This is a genomic window from Pseudomonas sp. GW823-FHT02C02 (assembly GCF_058797635.1).
In genome coordinates this window covers 115827-134400 of the sequence record NZ_JBXAJV010000009.1, presented here as the reverse complement: position 1 = coordinate 134400, position 18574 = coordinate 115827, and the positions used below count along the sequence as shown (strand labels likewise).

Here is an 18574-nt window from a genome sequence, read left to right as displayed (position 1 = left end):
TCACGCGATAACGGCGATCGGCTGCGCAGTGGCAGCCAGTAGACGCTTGATTTCAGGTACACAGGAGCCGCATTGCGTGCCGCAGCCCAATTCTTGTTTCAGGCCCTGCAAGTCCAGGCCACGGCTGATGCCGGCGCAGACCGCGCGTTGACTGACGTTCTTGCAGTTGCAAAGGGTTTTGGTGCCCGCTGCCGCCGTGCCCGCGTTACCCGGCTGCGCGCTCAGTGGTGCCAGCAGCCAACGGCGCAGTTGTTCGTCGACGCGTCCCTCAAGCCAGAGGTTTTGCAGCCAGTGTTGGGCGAGTGTTTCGCCGGCCAGGCGAATCGCGGTGATCCGACCGTTCTCGATCCGCACGCGTTTGCCGATGGAGCGTCGTGGGTCGTCGTAGGCCAGTACGGGACCGTCGTTGAGCGCCAGGCACTGATCGATGTCACGCAGCAGTTGCGGATCAGGCGCGGTGGCGCTGGCAGCGCGTATCAGCAGCGCAGGGCGTTCACGGCCGACCAGGCTGAGGCTGGCGTAGGAAAACGCCTCGCAGAGCGGTCGTAGCGTCTCAAAATGTTGTTGAACATTGCCTTCGACCAGGGCGAACAGCTGCCACGGCAACTGCACCGGCTCAAGTCGCACGCCGCTGTGTTTGAGTTCCGGTTGTTTTGACAGCGGATCAAAAGCGGGCAGGGTGAGGGTGTTCACGCCGCCCTTGAGGAAACGGTCACCAAAATGCATGGGCAGAAAGGCCTGGCCAGGCTGCACGCTGTCGTCGCTGGCGACCGGCACGATTACCGCGCCGCGCCGACTTTTCAGGCTGATCAGATCGCCGGGTTGCAGACGATGCCGACGCATTTCATCCGGATGCAGGCTCAACACGGCCTCGCTGACATGCCCGAACAGCTGCGCGGCGGTGCCGGTGCGGCTCATGCCGTGCCATTGATCGCGCAAGCGACCGGTGATCATCGTCAGCGGGAAGTGTGCGTCGCGTTGTTCCCTGGCCGCGCGATACGGATCGGCCACAAACTGAGCACGTCCGCTGGCGGTCGGGAAAATACCGTCGAGATACAGGCGTGCAGTGCCTTCGCTGGCGCCAGAGGGGAAAGGCCATTGCTGTGGGCCGAGGCGGTCGATCAGCGCATGACTGATGCCGGACAAGTCCAGATCACGCCCGCGGGTCAGGTGTTTGTATTCGTCGAAGACCTGCGCCGGCGTTTCAAAGGCAAACAGGCTGTTTTGCCCGGGGCGCAGCTGTTTTTCCAGGCGTTGTGCGAAATCCACCGTGATCGCCCAGTCGGAACGCGCTTCACCCGGTGCGACGATGGCCCGGCGAACGTGGGAAATGCGCCGTTCGGAGTTGGTCACCGTACCGTCCTTTTCGCCCCAACTGGCGGCAGGCAACAGCAGGTCGGCGAACGCGGCGGTTTCGGTGGTGCGAAAGGCTTCCTGCAACACCACGAACGGGCAGGCCTCCAGGGCAGCGCGCACGGCGGTCTGGTCCGGCAACGATTGGGCCGGGTTGGTGCAGGCGATCCACAGGGCTTTGATTTTTCCGCTGCGAACCTGCTCAAACAACTCGATTGCGGTAAGCCCGGCATTTTCCGGAAGTTGATCAACGCCCCAATAGGCCGCCACTTCCGCGCGATGCTCGGCATTGGCCGCTTCGCGATGGCCCGGCAGCAGGTTCGACAGGCTGCCGGTTTCCCGTCCACCCATGGCATTTGGCTGACCGGTCAGGGAGAACGGTCCTGCGCCGGGAAGGCCGATTTGCCCGGTGGCCAGGTGCAGATTGATCAGTGCGCTGTTTTTGGCGCTACCGGCGGTGGACTGGTTCAATCCCATGCACCACAGCGACAGAAAACTCGTGGAGGTGCCGACCCATCTGGCGCATTCCTGTAATTGCTCGACCTCGATCCCACACAGCTGCGACACCATTGACGGCGTGTAATCGCGTACAAGATTGGTCAGTTCGGCCAAACCTTCGGTATGAGCCTGGATGAAATCGCGGTCGACCCAGTCTTCGCACAGCAGCAGGTGCAAAATCCCATGGAACAAGGCGACATCGGTCCCGGGAAGAATCGCCAGGTGCAGGTCGGCCAAATCGCAGGTGTCGGTACGACGGGGGTCAATGACGATGACTTTCATCTGCGGGCGGCGGGACCGGGCTTCTTCCAGGCGACGAAACAGTACCGGGTGGGCGTAGGCCATGTTGCTGCCGACGATCATCACGCAGTCGCTCAGTTCCAGGTCTTCGTAGCTGCATGGCGGCGCATCGGCCCCGAGGCTGCGCTTATAGCCGACCACTGCGGATGACATGCAAAGCCGCGAATTGCTGTCGATGTTGTTGGTGCCCACCAGCGCTCGCGCCAGTTTGTTGAAAGCGTAATAGTCCTCGGTCAGCAACTGCCCGGAAATGTAGAACGCCACGCTGTCCGGGCCGTGTTCGGCGATGGATCGGGCAAAGACATTGGCCGCGTGGTCGAGGGCGGTGTCCCAGTCGGTGCGGCTGCGGGCCAGGCCTTTGCCCAGGCGCAGTTCGGGGTACAACGCTCGCGCAGTCAAGTCGCCCGTCAGGTGCAAGGTCGAACCCTTGCTGCACAGCTTGCCGAAGTTCGCCGGGTGGCTCGGATCGCCGCTGACGCCGAGAATGCGCTCGCCGTCATGCTCGATCAGCACGCCGCAGCCGACCCCACAGTAGCAACAGGTGGAAGCGGTAATCTGGTTCATCAGCGTGCTTCCCTGCCGGAGTGTCCTGCGTCGCCGATGGCCTGCTCCATGAACGAAGCGTCGCCGAACATCAGGTGATCGCGGATCTCGTCGATGTCGTGATTTTCACGAATCTGTCGGAAATACCACCCGCCATCGGCCGTGTCGCCGTACAGACAGGCGCCGACCAGCACGTCATCCTTGATCACCAGTTTTTTGTAGACCCCACCGATCGGGTCGGAGAGGGTGATGGTTTCGGTACCTTCGCCGCCCATGAAGTCGCCGGCGGAGAACAGGTCGATGCCTGTGACTTTCAATTTGGTCGAGGTCACCGAGCCTTTGTAGGTGGCGAAGCCCAGTTGCGCGAGGTGGTTGGCGCAGACCTTGGCTTGCTCGAACAGCGGCGCGACCAGGCCGTAGGCGGTTCCGCGGTGGCTGGCGCATTCGCCGATGGCGTAGATCCGTGGGTCATAGGTTTGCAGGGTGTCATTGACCAGAATCCCGCGATGGCAGGGGATGCCGGATTTTTCCGCCAGTTCGGTGCTTGGGCGGATGCCGGCGGCCATGACCACCAGGTCGGCGGGGATGATGTCGCCATTCTTGAATTCAACCGAGCCGACCCGGCCGTTGCCGGCATCGTGCAGGGCCTGGGTCTGTTCGCTCAGACGAAAATGCAGGCCGCGGGCTTCAAGGGCGGTTTGCAGGAGTTGGCCACTGGTTTTGTCCAGCTGCCGCTCCAGCAGCCACTCGCCGATGTGCACCACGGTGACGTGCATGCCGCGCAGCATCAGACCGTTTGCAGCTTCCAGGCCGAGCAGACCGCCACCGATCACCACGGCGTGCTTGTGGGTTTTCGCGGTGTTGATCATGGCCTGGGTGTCGGCGATGTCGCGATAGCCGATCACACCCTGCAAAGCGTTGCCGGGGATCGGCAGGATGAACGGGGTCGAGCCGGTCGCGATCAGCAGGCGATCGTATTCCGCTTCGGTGCCGTCGTCGGCGATCACGCGGCGTTTGATCCGGTCGATCTCCACTACTTTGCGGTTGAGCAGCAACTTGATGTTGTTGTCCAGGTACCAGTCGAGATCGTTCAGTACGATCTCTTCGAAGGTCTGTTCACCGGCCAGTACCGGGGACAGCAGGATGCGGTTGTAGTTGGTATGGGGTTCGGCGCCGAAGACCGTGATGTCGTACAGCTCGTTGCTCAACTTGAGCAGTTCTTCCAGGGTACGAACCCCGGCCATGCCGTTGCCGATCATCACCAGTTTTAGTTTTTTCATCAGGTTCTCCGGGGAGCTCGGACCCGCCTCATCAGGGCTGTCAGGTCTTGCTCGACATATTTTGCGCAAACAAAAAAAGGCGTCCCGCTAGTTGCCTAGCGAGGACGCCTTTGTCCTGGTCCCGTTCTCTCGGGAAGCACACCCTTCATCGTTGAAGGCTGGGCTTTATGTCTGTTGGGAGAGGTAATGCAGTGGTTGTGCCAAGTCGTCAGAACCCGGGTTTAGAGCGGGAAATAACAGTTTTGAGTCAAAGCGTCCGATTTATTGCACCGAATCAAAGCGCGTTGCCCATTAATGGAGCGAGTTGCTGATGGGGCTGGCGGGGCTGTCAGTCCGCCATCGCGAGCAGGCTCGCTCCCACAATGGTCTCCCGGACACTGGAGATCCCCTGTGGGAGCGAGCCTGCTCGCGATGGGCGCGACGCGGAATCAGCCATGAAACAGCAAAACCAGCAGCACCAGATTCACTACCAACATCACCAGCGCCAGCGTCCGCCAGACCTTCAACGGCTCGCGCTCCAGCAGCGGTCTGGGCCGCACACTCAAACTGCGTCGCTCTCCCTGCTCCAGCAACAGCAACCATTCTTCCGCCGTTTCAAACCGTTGACCCGGATCCGCCGCGACCGCGCGCTCCAGGCTTTGCGCGATCCAGTCCGGCAGGTCGGGGCGGTAACGGCTGGGGCTGACGGGCACGCCAAAGCGTGGACGCTGGAAGGCTTCGATTTCGCCGTAGGGATAATGCCCGGTCAGCAGCAAATACAGGGTGACACCGACTGCGTACAGATCCTGTTGCGGTGTCGGTGCCTCACCGGCAAAGGCTTCCGGCGCGATATAGCTCGGCGTGCCGGGCAAGGTCGTGGGTTGATCTTCTGACAGACCAGGGCAGTAGGCGAGGCCGAAATCCAGCAAGCGCAATTCACCGTCGTCGCCCAGCAACAGGTTCTCCGGTTTGATGTCGCGATGAAGAATCTGCCGGCGATGCAGCATGCCGACGGCCTTGAGCAGACGTTCGGCCAGATCCTGCCATTGCGCCAGCGGCAGCGCGGCAACCCGTTCGTGCAACTGCGCCAGAGTGGAGCCGGAATACTCGCGCATCACGTAATACAAATGCTGACGCTGACTGGCGGCATGAACTTCAGGGAAATGCCGTCCGGCCACGCGCTTGAGAAACCATTCCTCCGACAGCAAAGCCTGACCGGCGAGATGATCGTCGCGCAGTGCGCCGGGCAAGGTTTTCAGCAGCCAGGGGTGTTGTTGGCTGTCGCGAACCCGATAAAGCAGCGACTGCTGGCTCTGGCCGAGCATCCCTTCGACCTGCCAGCCCTCGAACATCTGGCCCGGTTTCAATGCGGGTGGCAGTGGCCATTGCTGCAGATGAATCAGCGCATCGCCAATGCTCGTCTCACCGAGGGCATCGACTCGCACCAACAGGGCGCTGGCATTGTCCTGACTGCCCGCCAGGTGCGCTGCGCTGACCAGGGTTTGCGCCGCGCTGTGCAGGTCCGGTTGGTCGCGCAGAATCGCCGCAATGGCGGTGTCGCCCAGCACCGCCCAGATGCCGTCACTGAGCAGCACAAAGCTCTCATCGAGGCGAAGTTCACCGTCAAGAAAATCCAGGACCAGATGCTGATCGAGCCCCAGCGCTCGCTTGAGCACATGCTGCATGCCCGGCTGGTCCCAGACGTGATCTTCGCTGACCCGCTGCAAGGTGTCGGCGTGCCAGCGGTACACCCGGCAATCGCCGACATGGGCCAAGGTAAAACGCCTGCCGCGCATGACCAAAGCACTGACAGTGGTGAGCAATGGTTGCCCACCGCCATTGGCCTGCAACCAGCGATTTTGCGCCAGCAGCAGGCGATCCAGCGCTTGCGCGACACCCCAGGTTTCCGGGGTGGCGTAATAGTCCAGCGCCAGGGCCTGCAAAGTCGAACGGGCGGCGAGACCGCCGTCGGCGCACTGGCTGACCCCGTCGGCGATGGCAAACAGGTAACCCTTGCTTGCCGCCAGCGCCGGGGCCGGAGTGACCAGGCGCAGGGCGTCCTGATTTTCCTCGCGAGGGCCGATGGCGCTCGCTTCGGCAAAACTCAATTGCAGGCTCATTGCAGTCTCAGACCCGGGCAGCGGTCACAGCGGCCGAACCCCAGGTGGTTCTCCAGCGACGTTTCACCCCGTGCAGGCCGAACCAGGCGAGCACGCCAAGGCTGGCGAACAACCACAGGGCCATTTGATAACTGCCAGTGCTTTGCTTGATCGCGCCCATGCCCGCTGCCAGTGCGAAACCGCCGATGCCGCCGGCCATGCCGATCAAGCCGGTCATTACACCGATTTCCCGACGAAAACGTTGCGGGACCAATTGGAAGACCGCGCCGTTACCCGCACCCAAACCGAGCATGGTGCAGACGAAAAGTGCCAGCGCTGCATAGGAACTCGGCAGGTTGAAACCCACCGCCGCGATGCAGATCGCTGCGACTGTGTACATCCCCAGCAACGTGCGAATCCCGCCGAATCGGTCGGCCAGCGCGCCGCCTAATGGGCGCATCAGGCTGCCACCGAACACGCAGGCTGCGGTGTAGTAGCCGGCGGTGACCGGGCTCAGGCCGTATTGGTCGTTGAAATAGCCGGGCAGGGCGCTGGCCAGGCCGATGAAGCCACCGAAGGTCACGCTGTAGAAAAACATGAACCACCAACTGTCGCGGTCGCCCAAGGCCTTGAAGTAGTCGGACATGGACTTGGCTTTCGGCCGTTCAGGGGCGTTTTTGGCCAGCCAGGCGAACACGATGATGGTCAGGATCAGCGGGATCAGGGCGAAGCCGAACACGTTGCTCCAGCCGAAGGCGGCCGCCAGCACCGGGGCGATCAATGCGGCAAGCACGGTGCCCGAGTTGCCGGCGCCGGCGATGCCCATGGCCTTGCCCTGATGCTGCGGCGGATACCATTGCGAGGCCAGCGGCAGGGCGACGGCGAAGGATGCGCCGGCCACACCGAGAAACAAGCCCAATAGCAGCGCTTGTTCGTAACTGTGGATGCCGTGTTTCCAGGCAACGAACAGGGCGCAGATGACAATCACCTGGCCGATCAGGCCAGCGGTCTTGGGTGACAGGCGATCAGCCAGCAAGCCCATCAAAAAGCGCAGTATGGCCCCGGCCAGAATCGGTGTGGCCACCACCAGCCCGCGTTGCTGGGTGGTCAGTTGCAGGTCGGTGGCGATCTGCACCGCCAGTGGGCCGAGCAGGTACCAGACCATGAAACTCAGGTCGAAATAGAGGAAGGCCGCGAACAATGTCGGGGTATGGCCAGATTTCCAGAAGCTTGAATTCATCGCGCACCTCAGCTGTAGGGAGTCTCGAGAAGGAGTCAGAAGCTTGCAGGTGGGGCGCCGCCTCGGCCGCACCACCGGCCCCGATCTCTGGGGCCAAAACGAAAAAACGCCGCCACCCGATTCGCCGTGGGCAAATGAGGTGAGCGACGTCTTTGTCGTAGGTGGGGCAACCGCCGTTGGTTACCTGTATGGATTACTTAGCCAGATCTGTGCCAACACCTTGATGACGCGTTGCGGCCATTCACGGGCAAGCCTCGCTCCTACAGGTTTTGTGGTGAGTTCAGATGTCGTGGGCACCTGTAGGAGCGAGGCTTGCCCGCGAAGGCGTCTTCACAGACTTCGCAAGGCTTCAGCCGAGCAGTTCACTCATGGCAATAATCTGCTCCGCCACCTGAATCAGTTTCTGCTGCCGGCTCATGGCCTGGCGGCGCATGAGGGTGTAAGCCTCTTCCTCGTTGCAGTCCTTCATCTTCATCAACAGCCCCTTGGCCAGCTCGATGCGCTTGCGCTCGGCCAGTTGCTGGTCGCGGGCGTTGAGCTGGGCGCGCAGGGCCTGGTCGCTTTCAAAGCGCGCCATGGCCACGTCGAGAATCGGCTGCAAGCGTTGTGCGTGAATGCCTTCGACGATGTAGGCACTGACCCCGGACTTGATTGCCTGGCGCATCACATCGGGGTCATGTTCATCGGTAAACATCACAATCGGTCGCGGTTGGTCGCGGCTCACGAGCACCACTTGCTCCATCACATCGCGGCTGGGTGACTCGGTATCGATCAAAATCACATCCGGACGCACCGTTTCGACGCGCGCGGGCAGGTCGATGGTCAGGCCGGATTCGTCGATCACCTCGAACCCGGCTTCGGTCAGGGCTGCTTTCAGGCGACCGACTTTCTTCGCGGTGTCGTTGATCAGCAGGATACGCAACATATTCGCAATCTCCTGTCAGCGGCTGGCGATTCGGTGCGAGCTTTCGCTCATTGCGTGCAGCTTGAAACTGCGGGCATAGCCGGTCGGGTCGGAGCCGTCCCAGACTTTGCCGTCGATCAATTGGCTGCTGCGCATGTCCTCACCCTCGGCGGCAACACCGACTGCGCTGGCGGCCTCACGATACAAGTCTAGTTGCTGGACCTCACGGGCCACGCCGAGGTAATCCGGGTCGTCGCGCAACAAGCCCCAGCGGCGGAACTGGGTCATGAACCACATACCATCGGACAAGTACGGCACGTTGACCTCACCGCCCGCATGGAAACGCAGCGCGTGCGGGTCCTGCCAGCGATTGCCGAGGCCATCGGCGTAGTCGCCAAGCAAGCGCGGTTCGATGCAATCGAGCGGTGCATCAAGGTATTCGGGCGCGCTCAACAGCTTCGCGGTGCTGCGGCGGTTCTCGCTGCCGTCTTCAATGAAGCGGCTGGCTTCGAGGATCGCCATCACCAACGCCCGGGCGGTGTTGGGGTACTGCTCGACAAAGGCGCGAGTGCAGCCGAGGACTTTTTCCGGGTGATCGGGCCAGATGGTCTGGGTCGTTGCCATGGTGAACCCCAGATTCTGCTTCACCGCGCTGGCGGACCACGGTTCGCCGACGCAGAAGCCGTCGATGCGTCCGGCTTGCAGGTGCGCGACCATCTGTGGTGGTGGCACCACCACGCTGTCGACGTCCTGCAACGGATGAATGCCCTGACTCGCGAGCCAGTAATACAGCCACATGGCGTGGGTGCCTGTCGGAAATGTCTGGGCGAAGGTCAGTTTTGGGCGACTTTGGTGCACGTGCCGGTCCAGTGCTTCAGGACTGGTCACCCCCAAGGCCTGCAAGCCATGAGAAAGGTTGATGCTCTGGCCGTTCTGGTTCAGGCCCATGAGCACCGCCATGTCGGTCGGCGCCACGCCGCCGATGCCCAGGTGCACGGCGTAGATCAGGCCGTACAGGCTGTGGGCGGCGTCGAGTTCGCCGCTGACCAGTTTGTCCCGCAGGTTGGCCCAGGACGACTGGCGCTTGAGGTTCAGGGTCAGGCCGTAAGGCTGCGCGAAACCCTGCGTGGCCGCGACCACCACCGAGGCGCAGTCACTCAGGGCCATGAAGCCGAGGTTGATCTCAGTCTTTTCCGGGGCATCACTGCCATTGACCCAGGCCAGTGGGCCCGCTGTGGTTTCATTCATGGTTAAACACCTTCCAAAAAAAAGCGTCGTACCGGGCTGCTTGCCAGGGCAAGGCCAAGTGACGACGCCTTTGTCTTTCGACTCATCCCGCCGTTGGCATGAGTGCTGATGTCAGTGAGGGTGCAAGGCATATGCCATCGTCCGCTGATTTTGTTGCGCGCCTCGCTTGCGGCACCGATGCCCGGCTATAATCGCCGCCTCATTTCGCCGCCATTCGAGTCAAAACCGCCCATGTACACCCTGGCCCGTCAGCTGTTGTTCAAACTTTCCCCGGAAACCTCCCACGATCTGTCCCTGGACCTGATCGGCGCGGGCGGGCGTTTGGGCCTCAACAGTCTGCTGTGCAAGGCGCCGGCGAAAATGCCGGTCAGCGTCATGGGCCTGGAGTTTCCGAACCCGGTCGGTTTGGCGGCCGGTCTGGACAAGAACGGTGCGGCCATCGACGGGTTTGCCCAGCTGGGTTTCGGCTTTGTCGAAATCGGTACCATCACCCCGCGTCCGCAGCCGGGTAACCCCAAGCCACGGATTTTCCGTCTGCCGGAGGCCGAGGCGATCATCAACCGCATGGGGTTCAACAACCTCGGCGTCGATCACCTGCTGGCACGCGTGGCGGCGGCCAAGTACAAGGGCGTGCTGGGCATCAACATCGGCAAGAACTTCGATACGCCGGTTGAGCGCGCGGTCGACGATTACCTGATCTGCCTGGACAAGGTCTACGCCCACGCCAGTTACGTGACGGTCAACGTCAGCTCGCCGAACACCCCGGGCCTGCGCAGCCTGCAATTCGGCGATTCGCTCAAGCAATTGCTGGCTGATCTGGCGACCCGTCGCGCGGAACTGGCCCTGCGCCACGGCAAACATGTACCGCTGGCGATCAAGATCGCGCCGGACATGACCGATGAAGAAACCGCTCAGGTCGCGCAAGCGCTGATCGAAACCGGGATGGACGCAGTGATTGCCACCAACACCACCCTGAGCCGTGTGGGCGTTGAAGGCATGGAGCATGGTGATGAGGCGGGCGGTCTGTCCGGCGCACCGGTTCGCGACAAGAGCACCCACACCGTGAAGGTACTGGCGGCGGAACTGGCGGGTCGCTTGCCAATCATCGCCGTGGGCGGCATCACCGAAGGCAAGCATGCGGCTGAGAAAATCACTGCGGGTGCTAGCCTGGTGCAGCTCTATTCCGGCTTCATCTACAAAGGCCCGGCGCTGATTCGCGAGTCCGTCGACGCCATCGCGGCGCTGCGCTGAAGGGCTGAGCAGGTCCTGGCGCTGAGGTTTTCTGTGGCGAGGGAGCTTGCTCCCGCTCGGCTGCGAAGCAGTCGTAAACCCCGCAACCGCGTTTTACCTGACACTCCGAGTTGTGACTGGTTCTGGGGCCGCTTCGCAGCCCAGCGGGAGCAAGCTCCCTCGCCACAAAAGCAGTGTTCAGATTCCAGGTAATTGGCGGGCATAAAAAAGGGCTCCTCGAAGGAGCCCCTGGGCCGGAGCCCGCCGCCCGGATGGGGCGTGCGTGGTAAGTCGTTACGTAATCAGATTGTCGTGTCGGAGTGTTGTGCCCTGTGTTAGCCGACGGCGTGAAGTTCGTTGAGTCTGTGGATTCCCGCAGTGCCGGTCATACCGTCCCAGTTGTCGCCGCGTCCTTCTCGCCAGCCGTTAATCCAGGCTTGGCGTACCGACGGTAGAGTAAATGGGCAAAGCTCACGGGATTTGCCACCAACGCCATATTGATATCCGCGCAAAAATGCTCTTTCCAACGGATCACGCTTAAGTCTTCTCATAGGGTGTTGCCCTCACTTGTTGACTGTATTTATCGCGTCGACCTCAATTGAGGTCTGGCAGAAAAAAACTCCTGCCGTTGGGGCTCGCTGCCGGCGTCGCGAGCCAAGGTGTTGACGTCGTTGCGGCGTCAACCTGTGTTGAGTTCTAACCAATGCGTCACATCGAGGGAATGATCGTTTTGTCATAAGAACGTAACCATAAAGATGCAACGGCCATAAGTAACTCGATGTTTGTCCCGTGTTTCTTGGTCAAAGCCCTGTATGATCGGCCCCCCACAGAATGATGGAGTTAATCCTTTGTGAGAATGGATCCTGTTAAGCAGGACGATTATTCGACGAAGGGTCGACTTATGACATTTTGTTGCATCAACTTTTTTATCTGCCTGTGCATCTAAGCTCTTCTAACCTGAGCAGCACAGGTGGGACGGCACACCTTCGTGCCACGCGGGCGCTCTTTTAGAAAAGCGCCTGATTGAAAACCGGGCCGGCAATGCGTTGCCGGTTCACTTAGCTAAAGGCTCTGAGATTCCAATGTCCGATCAATTCGAAATCTTCCTCACTTGTCCCAAAGGCCTTGAAGGCCTGCTGATCGAGGAAGCCGTCGGGCTTGGCCTTGAAGAAGCACGTGAGCACACCTCTGCCGTGCGCGGTATGGCCACCATGGAAACCGCTTATCGCCTGTGCCTGTGGTCGCGTCTGGCGAACCGGGTGCTGCTGGTGCTCAAGCGTTTCCCGATGAAGGACGCCGAAGACCTGTACCACGGCGTACTCGACATCGAGTGGCAAGACCACATGCTCAATGACGGCACCCTGGCCGTCGAGTTCAGCGGCCACGGCTCGGGCATCGACAATACGCACTTCGGCGCCCTGAAAGTCAAAGACGCCATCGTCGACAAACTGCGCACTCCGCAGGGCGATCGTCCGTCCATCGACAAGCTCAACCCGGACCTGCGCATTCACCTGCGCCTGGACCGTGGCGAAGCGATTCTCTCCCTCGACCTCTCCGGTCACAGCCTGCACCAGCGCGGTTATCGTTTGCAGCAGGGCGCGGCGCCGCTGAAGGAAAACCTCGCGGCCGCGATCCTGATCCGTTCCGGCTGGCCACGCATTGCGGCCGAAGGCGGCGCACTGGCTGACCCGATGTGCGGTGTCGGTACGTTCCTCGTCGAAGCGGCGATGATCGCCGCCGACATGGCGCCGAACCTGCGTCGCGAACAGTGGGGCTTCACCGCCTGGCTCGGCCACGTGCCGGCGCTGTGGAAAAAGCTCCACGAAGAAGCCACCGAACGCGCCGCCGCCGGCCTGGCCAAGCCACCGCTGTGGATTCGCGGTTACGAAGCCGATCCGCGCCTGATTCAACCGGGCCGCAACAACGTCGAACGTGCGGGCCTTAGCGAGTGGATCAAGATCTACCAGGGCGAAGTCGGCACGTTCGAGCCACGTCCGGACCAGAACCAGAAAGGTCTGGTGATCTGCAACCCGCCATATGGCGAGCGTCTGGGCGACGAGGCGAGCCTGCTCTACCTCTACCAGAACCTTGGCGAGCGTCTGCGTCAGGCCTGCCTGAACTGGGAAGCGGCGGTGTTCACCGGCGCGCCGGACCTGGGCAAGCGCATGGGCATCCGCAGCCACAAACAGTATTCATTCTGGAACGGCGCCTTGCCGTGCAAGTTGCTGCTGATCAAAGTCACGCCGGACCAGTTCGTCACCGGCGAGCGTCGCACCCCGGAACAGCGTCAGGTCGAGCGCGAACAAGTTCAAGCCGAAGTCGAAGTCGCCGACAACGACGTAGCACCGGGCAAATACGAGAAGTACAACAAGAACGGCAACCCGATCAAACCGGCCCCGGTAGTGATCGAGCAACCGCGCTTGAGCGAAGGCGGGCAGATGTTCGCCAACCGCCTGCAAAAGAACCTCAAGGCGTTGGGCAAGTGGGTCAAGCGCGAGGGCATTGATTGCTACCGCGTCTACGATGCCGACATGCCGGAATATTCCATGGCCATCGACCTGTATCACGATTGGGTCCACGTCCAGGAATACGCTGCGCCGAAGTCCATCGACCCGGAAAAAGCCTCGGCGCGCATGTTCGATGCCCTGGCGGCGATTCCGCAGGCCCTGAACATCGACAAGAGCCGCGTGGTGGTCAAGCGCCGCGAGCGTCAGAGCGGCACCAAGCAATACGAACGCCAAGCGGCCCAGGGCAAGTTTGTCGAGGTTAACGAAGGCGGCGTGAAGCTGCTGGTCAACCTCACCGACTACCTCGACACCGGACTGTTCCTCGACCACCGCCCAATGCGTATGCGCATCCAGAAAGAGGCGGCCGGCAAGCGCTTCCTCAACCTGTATTGCTACACCGCGACCGCCAGCGTTCACGCGGCCAAGGGCGGCGCGCGCAGCACTACCAGCGTCGACCTGTCGAAAACCTACCTGGACTGGGCGCGTCGCAACCTGTCACTGAACGGTTTCTCCGACAAGAACCGTCTGGAGCAGGGTGACGTGATGGCGTGGCTCGATGCCTGCCGTGACGAGTACGACCTGATCTTCATCGACCCGCCGACGTTCTCCAACTCCAAGCGCATGGAAGGGATCTTCGACGTGCAGCGCGACCAGGTGCAGTTGATCGACCTGGCCATGGCGCGCCTGGCGCCGGGCGGCGTGTTGTACTTCTCCAACAACTTCCGCAAGTTCACGCTCGAGGAAAACCTCAGCGCGCGTTATGCCGTTGAAGAAATCACCGCCCAGACCATCGATCCGGATTTCGCCCGTAATGGCAAGATCCACCGAGCCTGGAAAATCACGGCTCGTTGACACTTGCAGGGATTGGATCCACAGAGCCTTGATTTTAAAGGCTCTTGGCTTCTTTCTGTGCTGGTCAAATTGATGGCTAATAGCTATAACTCAACGCATGGCCAATGGGCTTTCCCGCACCTGGCGTTTTGAGTTGCGTTTATGTCGTTGCACGCCGTGCGCCCCAAGATCCTGGGTTTTATCAGTGAAGATGTCTCGGCCTGGCTGGTCGCGCTGCTGGTATTGCTCGTCGGTGGGGTTCTCACTGGATTGCTGGCCTGGTCGACGCTGAATCTGTATCACCATCAATTACGGCAACGTTTCCAGCTGCTCGCCAGCGAACGTTACAGCCGCATCGAAGAACGTTTCGAAGATCAGGAGCAGCGCCTCGACGGCCTGCGCCGGTTCTTCGCCAATTCCGAGTCAGTCTCCCGCGCGGAGTTCGACGGTTACACCCAACCGCTGCTGCACCGCACGCAGGCGTATTCATTCGCGGCGCGGGTCACCCGTGCCGAGCGGGCGGCGTTCGAGCGCAAGGTGCGTGAAGAAGACGGTTTGAGCGACTTCACTCTGCGTGAGCTCAATGCCAAGGGCCAGCTGCAATTGGCTGCCGAGCGGGATGAATACGTGGCGGTGCGCTACAGCCAGACCCGAAGCCGACTCGGCTCGCCGCTGGGGTACGACTTGTTTGCCCAGCCGTTACGCCGCGCCACCCTTGATCGGGCGGACAAACTGGGCAGCATGGCCGTCTCGCAGCCGATGCATCTGGTCGGCATCGAGCCGGCGTATGCGCGTGGCGTGCTGCTGGTGGCGCCGGTGAAGCGTCAGCGCGATGCGGCGACGGCGGACATGAAACCCTACGGATATGTCATGGCCGTGATCAGCATGCGCCAGTTGCTGGCGGACGGGTTGCCGGAGGCCAGTTATGACTATCTCTCGGTACGCATCCTCGATCTGTCCACCGACGATCAGCATGAAGTGCTTTACGAGTCCTCTAACCCGCCTGCGCCCAGTGAATTGTCCGCGACACGCCTGTTGCGTATGGCCGACCACGATTATCAAGTCGATATCCTGCCCAGCGAAGCCTTTCTGAAAGCCAACCATTCCTCGGTGACCAGCCTGGTGGTGCTCGGTGGCTTGCTCAGTGTGCTGCTCAGTGCGTTGCTCTACGTGCTGGTCAGCCAACGCCAGCGCGCACTGAAAATGGTCGAGCAGCGCACCCAGGAGCTGCACGCCCGCGAGCAGGAATTGCGCGGCACTCACGGCCAGTTGCGCGGCGTGCTGGATGCTGCGACGCAAGTGGCGATCATCGCCACCGACCTGCGAGGTGTCATCAACACCTTCAACGCCGGGGCCGAGCAAATGCTGGGTTACTCCAGCGCTGAAGTGGTGGGGCGCATGACCCTGGAAAACCTTCACTTTCCCCGAGAGCTGGTCGCACGCTCGGCGGAATTGAGTGCGCGCTATGGCAAGCTAATTCCGACCTGCCAGGCGATGTTGGTCGAAGGTGGAGAAGAGGGCGGTCATGAAGCGCGGGAGTGGACGCTGGTCCGTCAGGACGGCAGCCATTTGACCGTGAACATGCTCGCGACCCCGGTGCTCGACGAGCAAGGCCTGTGGGTCGGGCATCTGGCGATCTGCATCGACATCACCGAACGCAAGCGTGTCCACGAGGCCCTGGCCGCCCGAGACCTGTTGCTGAAAAAGCTCAGCGCCCATGTGCCCGGTGGCATTTATCAATTCAAGATGGAATTCGACGGCCGTTTCAGTGTGATCTACGCCAGCGACGGGATTCGCGAGATCTATGAACTCGAGCCGGACGTTTTGCTGCTCAACGCCGAAGCGATTTTCACGCGGATTCATCCCCAGGACACAACCCGCGTTCGCGACTCGATACGCGCATCGGCGAATACGCTCAGCCCGTGGCGCGAGGAGTACCGGGTACAACTGCCGCAGCGCGGTCTGCGCTGGGTTCGCGGCGAGGCGACCCCGGAGGAACTGCCGGGCGGCGGCGTGCTCTGGCATGGCTACATCTCGGACATTTCCGACCTGAAGCGGGTGGAAGAAGAACTGCGGGCGCTGTCGATCACCGACTCCCTGACCGGAATTCACAACCGCCGTTACTTTCAAGAGCGCCTGACCACCGAAATGGCCCGGGTCGAGCGCGGGGGTGGCGAGTTGTCGGTGATCATGCTCGACATCGACCACTTCAAGCGCATCAATGACCAGCATGGCCACGCCGTGGGTGATCGGGTGTTGCAGGCCGTGTGCGAGCGCATCGGCCATCGTCTGCGACGTACCGACGTGTTCTGCCGCCTGGGTGGCGAGGAGTTCATGGTGCTGTGCCCGGACATCGGCGGCGAACAGGCCCACGTGCTGGCCTTGCAACTGTGGCAAGCCTTGCGCAGTTCACCGATCGAAGGCGTCGGGGTCGTGACCGCGAGTTTCGGGATCGCCAGTTGGCGAGTCGGGGAGGGCGCGGATGCGCTGTTGCTGCGGGCGGATTCTGGGGTTTATGCGGCGAAGCAGGCGGGACGGGATCGCGTTGAAGCAGAGATGAACTAAGCCTTCATGCTGACCCCTGTGGGCGTGAGCCTGCTCGCGATGGCGGTCTGTCAGTCACATCATTGCTGGATGTGCCGCCGTCATCGCGAGCAGGCTCGTTCCTGCATTGGATCTGTGGTGTCGTGTAGATCGGGTCAGAGCACCGAAGCCGTTTCCGGCACTTTCGGCTGGCGATACAGGTCCAGCAGCACCTGATCCAGCACCGACGATGCGCCAAACGGGGCCTTGTCGTTGAGGATCGCCACCACCGCCCAGGTGTTGCCGTTGACGTCACGGCTGTAACCGGAGATCGCGCGCACGGTGTTCAGGGTGCCGGTCTTGACGTGAGCTTCGCCGCGCATTGCCGTGGTTTTCAGGCGTTTACGCATGGTGCCGTCGGTGCCAGCAATCGGCATCGAGCTGATGAACTCGGCGGAGTAGGGACTGCGCCACGCAGCTTGCAGCATCGCCGCCATTTCACGAGCGCTCACGCGTTCGGCGCGAGACAGGCCGGAGCCGTTCTCCATCACCAGGTGCGGCGCGGTGATGCCTTTCTTCGCCAGCCACTGACGCACCACACGCTGGGCAGCCCTGGCGTCGTCACCGTCGGCGTCGGTGCGGAATTTCTGGCCCAGGCTCAGGAACAACTGCTGAGCCATGGTGTTGTTGCTGTATTTGTTGATGTCGCGAATGATTTCCGCCAGATCCGGCGAGTAGGCCCGGGCCAGCACCTTGGCGTTGCTCGGCGTTGGCGCCAGACGGTCCCTGCCCTGGATGCTGCCACCCAGTTCTTTCCAGATCGCCCGCACGGCACCCGCGGTATAGGTGGCGTGGTCAAGCAGCGACAGATAAGTCTGCGAGCTGCAGCCTTCGCCCAACTGACCGCCGACCGTCACAGTCACGCTGCCATCGGCCTGGGTCACCGGGTTGTAACGCACGCCACCGGTACATTGCTTGGAATTGACTGCTTTGACCTGGTTTTCAACTTTGATGCTGGCAATCGGCGGTTCCACCGACACCAGGACCCGGCCATTGTCGTTGCGTGCCACGAAGCGCAAGGCCTTGAGGTTGACCATCAGCGAATCAGGCTTGACCAGGAACGGCTTGTTGTCGTCATTGCCATCGTCGTTGAATTCCGGCAGTTGCGGTTGCACGAAGAAGCCACGATCCAACACCAGGTCGCCGGTGATTTGCGTCACGCCGTTGGCGCGCAAATCACGCATCAGCAGCCAGAGCTTTTCCATGTTCAGTTTCGGATCGCCGCCACCCTTGAGGTAGAGGTTGCCGTTGAGGATGCCGCCGCTGAGGGTGCCGTCGGTGTAGAACTCGGTTTTCCACTGATGGTTCGGGCCGAGCATTTCCAGCGCCGCATAGGTGGTTACCAGCTTCATGGTCGAAGCCGGGTTGACCGAAACGTCAGCGTTGTAAATGGTCGGTGTACCAGGACCGTTCAGCGGGATCATCACCAGCGACAGGGCGTTGTCCGGAAGCTTGCTGGCCTTCAGGGCCTTTTCTACGTTGGGTGACAGACCGGTGTTGATGGTGGCGGCGGAAACGGAGAAGGCCAGAGGAAGAAGGAAACCGGCCAGTAACAAGGGACGCAAAGATTTGATCATGTGAAATTGAACCCTGCATTCGAGGGGAAAAAAGGCGAGGGCATGAAGATAAATTCCCTCAGTGGTCATGAAAGTGTCGGCATTATGCCCCAAGGTGCAACGGCTTGTGCCTTGCCGTGGCCTTCTAATCCGCAATTTTTTTACCGACGGTCAGCGACGCGCCCCAGAGAGTCGGGCAATTAGCGGCTTAAACTGCTAAAGTGCCGCCCGTTATTACTTATGAGGATTGTTCCAATGGCGACTAACCGTTCCCAGCGTCTGCGCAAAAAACTGTGCGTCGATGAATTTCAAGTTTTGCTGATTAGCAAAAAATAGTTCGAATGTTGTCAAAAACGCTTTGTCACTTTTTTCTCTGAATCCCCCGCTCTTCCGCTCTCCCTTCAAGCATCAAGCCGCTTTCAG

10 protein-coding genes and 1 pseudogene are annotated in these 18574 nt (G+C 61.2%); 3 read left to right on the top strand and 8 right to left on the bottom strand.

The features are described 5' to 3' along the window. The 6 genes and pseudogenes from AC1ROI_RS17865 to AC1ROI_RS17840 all read right to left on the bottom strand — a co-directional run bounded on the left by AC1ROI_RS17865 (position 1) and on the right by AC1ROI_RS17840 (position 9444). Positions 1-2718 carry a nitrate reductase gene (locus AC1ROI_RS17865; RefSeq protein WP_102594099.1) on the bottom strand — a complete coding sequence of 906 codons (2718 nt, stop codon included), beginning with the start codon at positions 2716-2718 and terminating at the stop codon, positions 1-3. Between the two features lie 2 nt (positions 2719-2720). After that, a pseudogene (locus tag AC1ROI_RS17860) lies at positions 2721-3974 on the bottom strand (NAD(P)/FAD-dependent oxidoreductase); the annotation flags it as partial. A 428-nt stretch (positions 3975-4402) separates the two neighbouring features. Next, entirely contained in the window at positions 4403-6073 is a 1671-nt protein-coding gene (locus AC1ROI_RS17855) for a bifunctional protein-serine/threonine kinase/phosphatase (RefSeq protein ID WP_102594098.1), read from the bottom strand. Between the two features lie 7 nt (positions 6074-6080). Next, positions 6081-7292, bottom strand: coding sequence for a nitrate/nitrite transporter (locus AC1ROI_RS17850; protein WP_077748200.1), 1212 nt, complete (start codon positions 7290-7292; stop codon positions 6081-6083). 349 nt (positions 7293-7641) lie between these two features. Then, the gene (locus AC1ROI_RS17845; RefSeq protein ID WP_008146285.1) at positions 7642-8217 is read right to left on the bottom strand and encodes an ANTAR domain-containing response regulator; all 576 of its coding nucleotides are present in this window, start codon (positions 8215-8217) and stop codon (positions 7642-7644) included. A 15-nt stretch (positions 8218-8232) separates the two neighbouring features. Continuing rightward, entirely contained in the window at positions 8233-9444 is a 1212-nt protein-coding gene (locus AC1ROI_RS17840) for a CmpA/NrtA family ABC transporter substrate-binding protein (protein WP_010456499.1), read from the bottom strand. Between the two features lie 231 nt (positions 9445-9675). Between AC1ROI_RS17840 and AC1ROI_RS17835 the strand changes: the two genes are divergently transcribed. Next, complete coding sequence (locus AC1ROI_RS17835; RefSeq protein WP_010456498.1) at positions 9676-10695, top strand: quinone-dependent dihydroorotate dehydrogenase; 1020 nt, start codon at positions 9676-9678, stop codon at positions 10693-10695. A 314-nt stretch (positions 10696-11009) separates the two neighbouring features. Here the strand turns inward: AC1ROI_RS17835 and rmf are convergent, their stop codons facing one another. Further along, positions 11010-11225 carry a ribosome modulation factor gene (gene rmf / locus AC1ROI_RS17830; protein WP_003223300.1) on the bottom strand — a complete coding sequence of 72 codons (216 nt, stop codon included), beginning with the start codon at positions 11223-11225 and terminating at the stop codon, positions 11010-11012. Between the two features lie 531 nt (positions 11226-11756). On the opposite strand from rmf, the gene rlmKL reads away from it, so the two are divergent. Then, positions 11757-14033, top strand: coding sequence for a bifunctional 23S rRNA (guanine(2069)-N(7))-methyltransferase RlmK/23S rRNA (guanine(2445)-N(2))-methyltransferase RlmL (rlmKL, locus tag AC1ROI_RS17825; protein WP_010456487.1), 2277 nt, complete (start codon positions 11757-11759; stop codon positions 14031-14033). A 141-nt stretch (positions 14034-14174) separates the two neighbouring features. After that, positions 14175-16577 (top strand): sensor domain-containing diguanylate cyclase, encoded by a 2403-nt coding sequence (locus AC1ROI_RS17820; protein ID WP_102594097.1) that lies wholly within the window; start codon positions 14175-14177, stop codon positions 16575-16577. A gap of 134 nt (positions 16578-16711) precedes the next feature. On the opposite strand, the gene dacB is transcribed toward AC1ROI_RS17820, so the two are convergent. Continuing rightward, positions 16712-18172, bottom strand: coding sequence for a D-alanyl-D-alanine carboxypeptidase/D-alanyl-D-alanine endopeptidase (gene dacB / locus AC1ROI_RS17815; RefSeq protein ID WP_010456483.1), 1461 nt, complete (start codon positions 18170-18172; stop codon positions 16712-16714). Between the last annotated feature and the right edge of the window lie 402 nt (positions 18173-18574).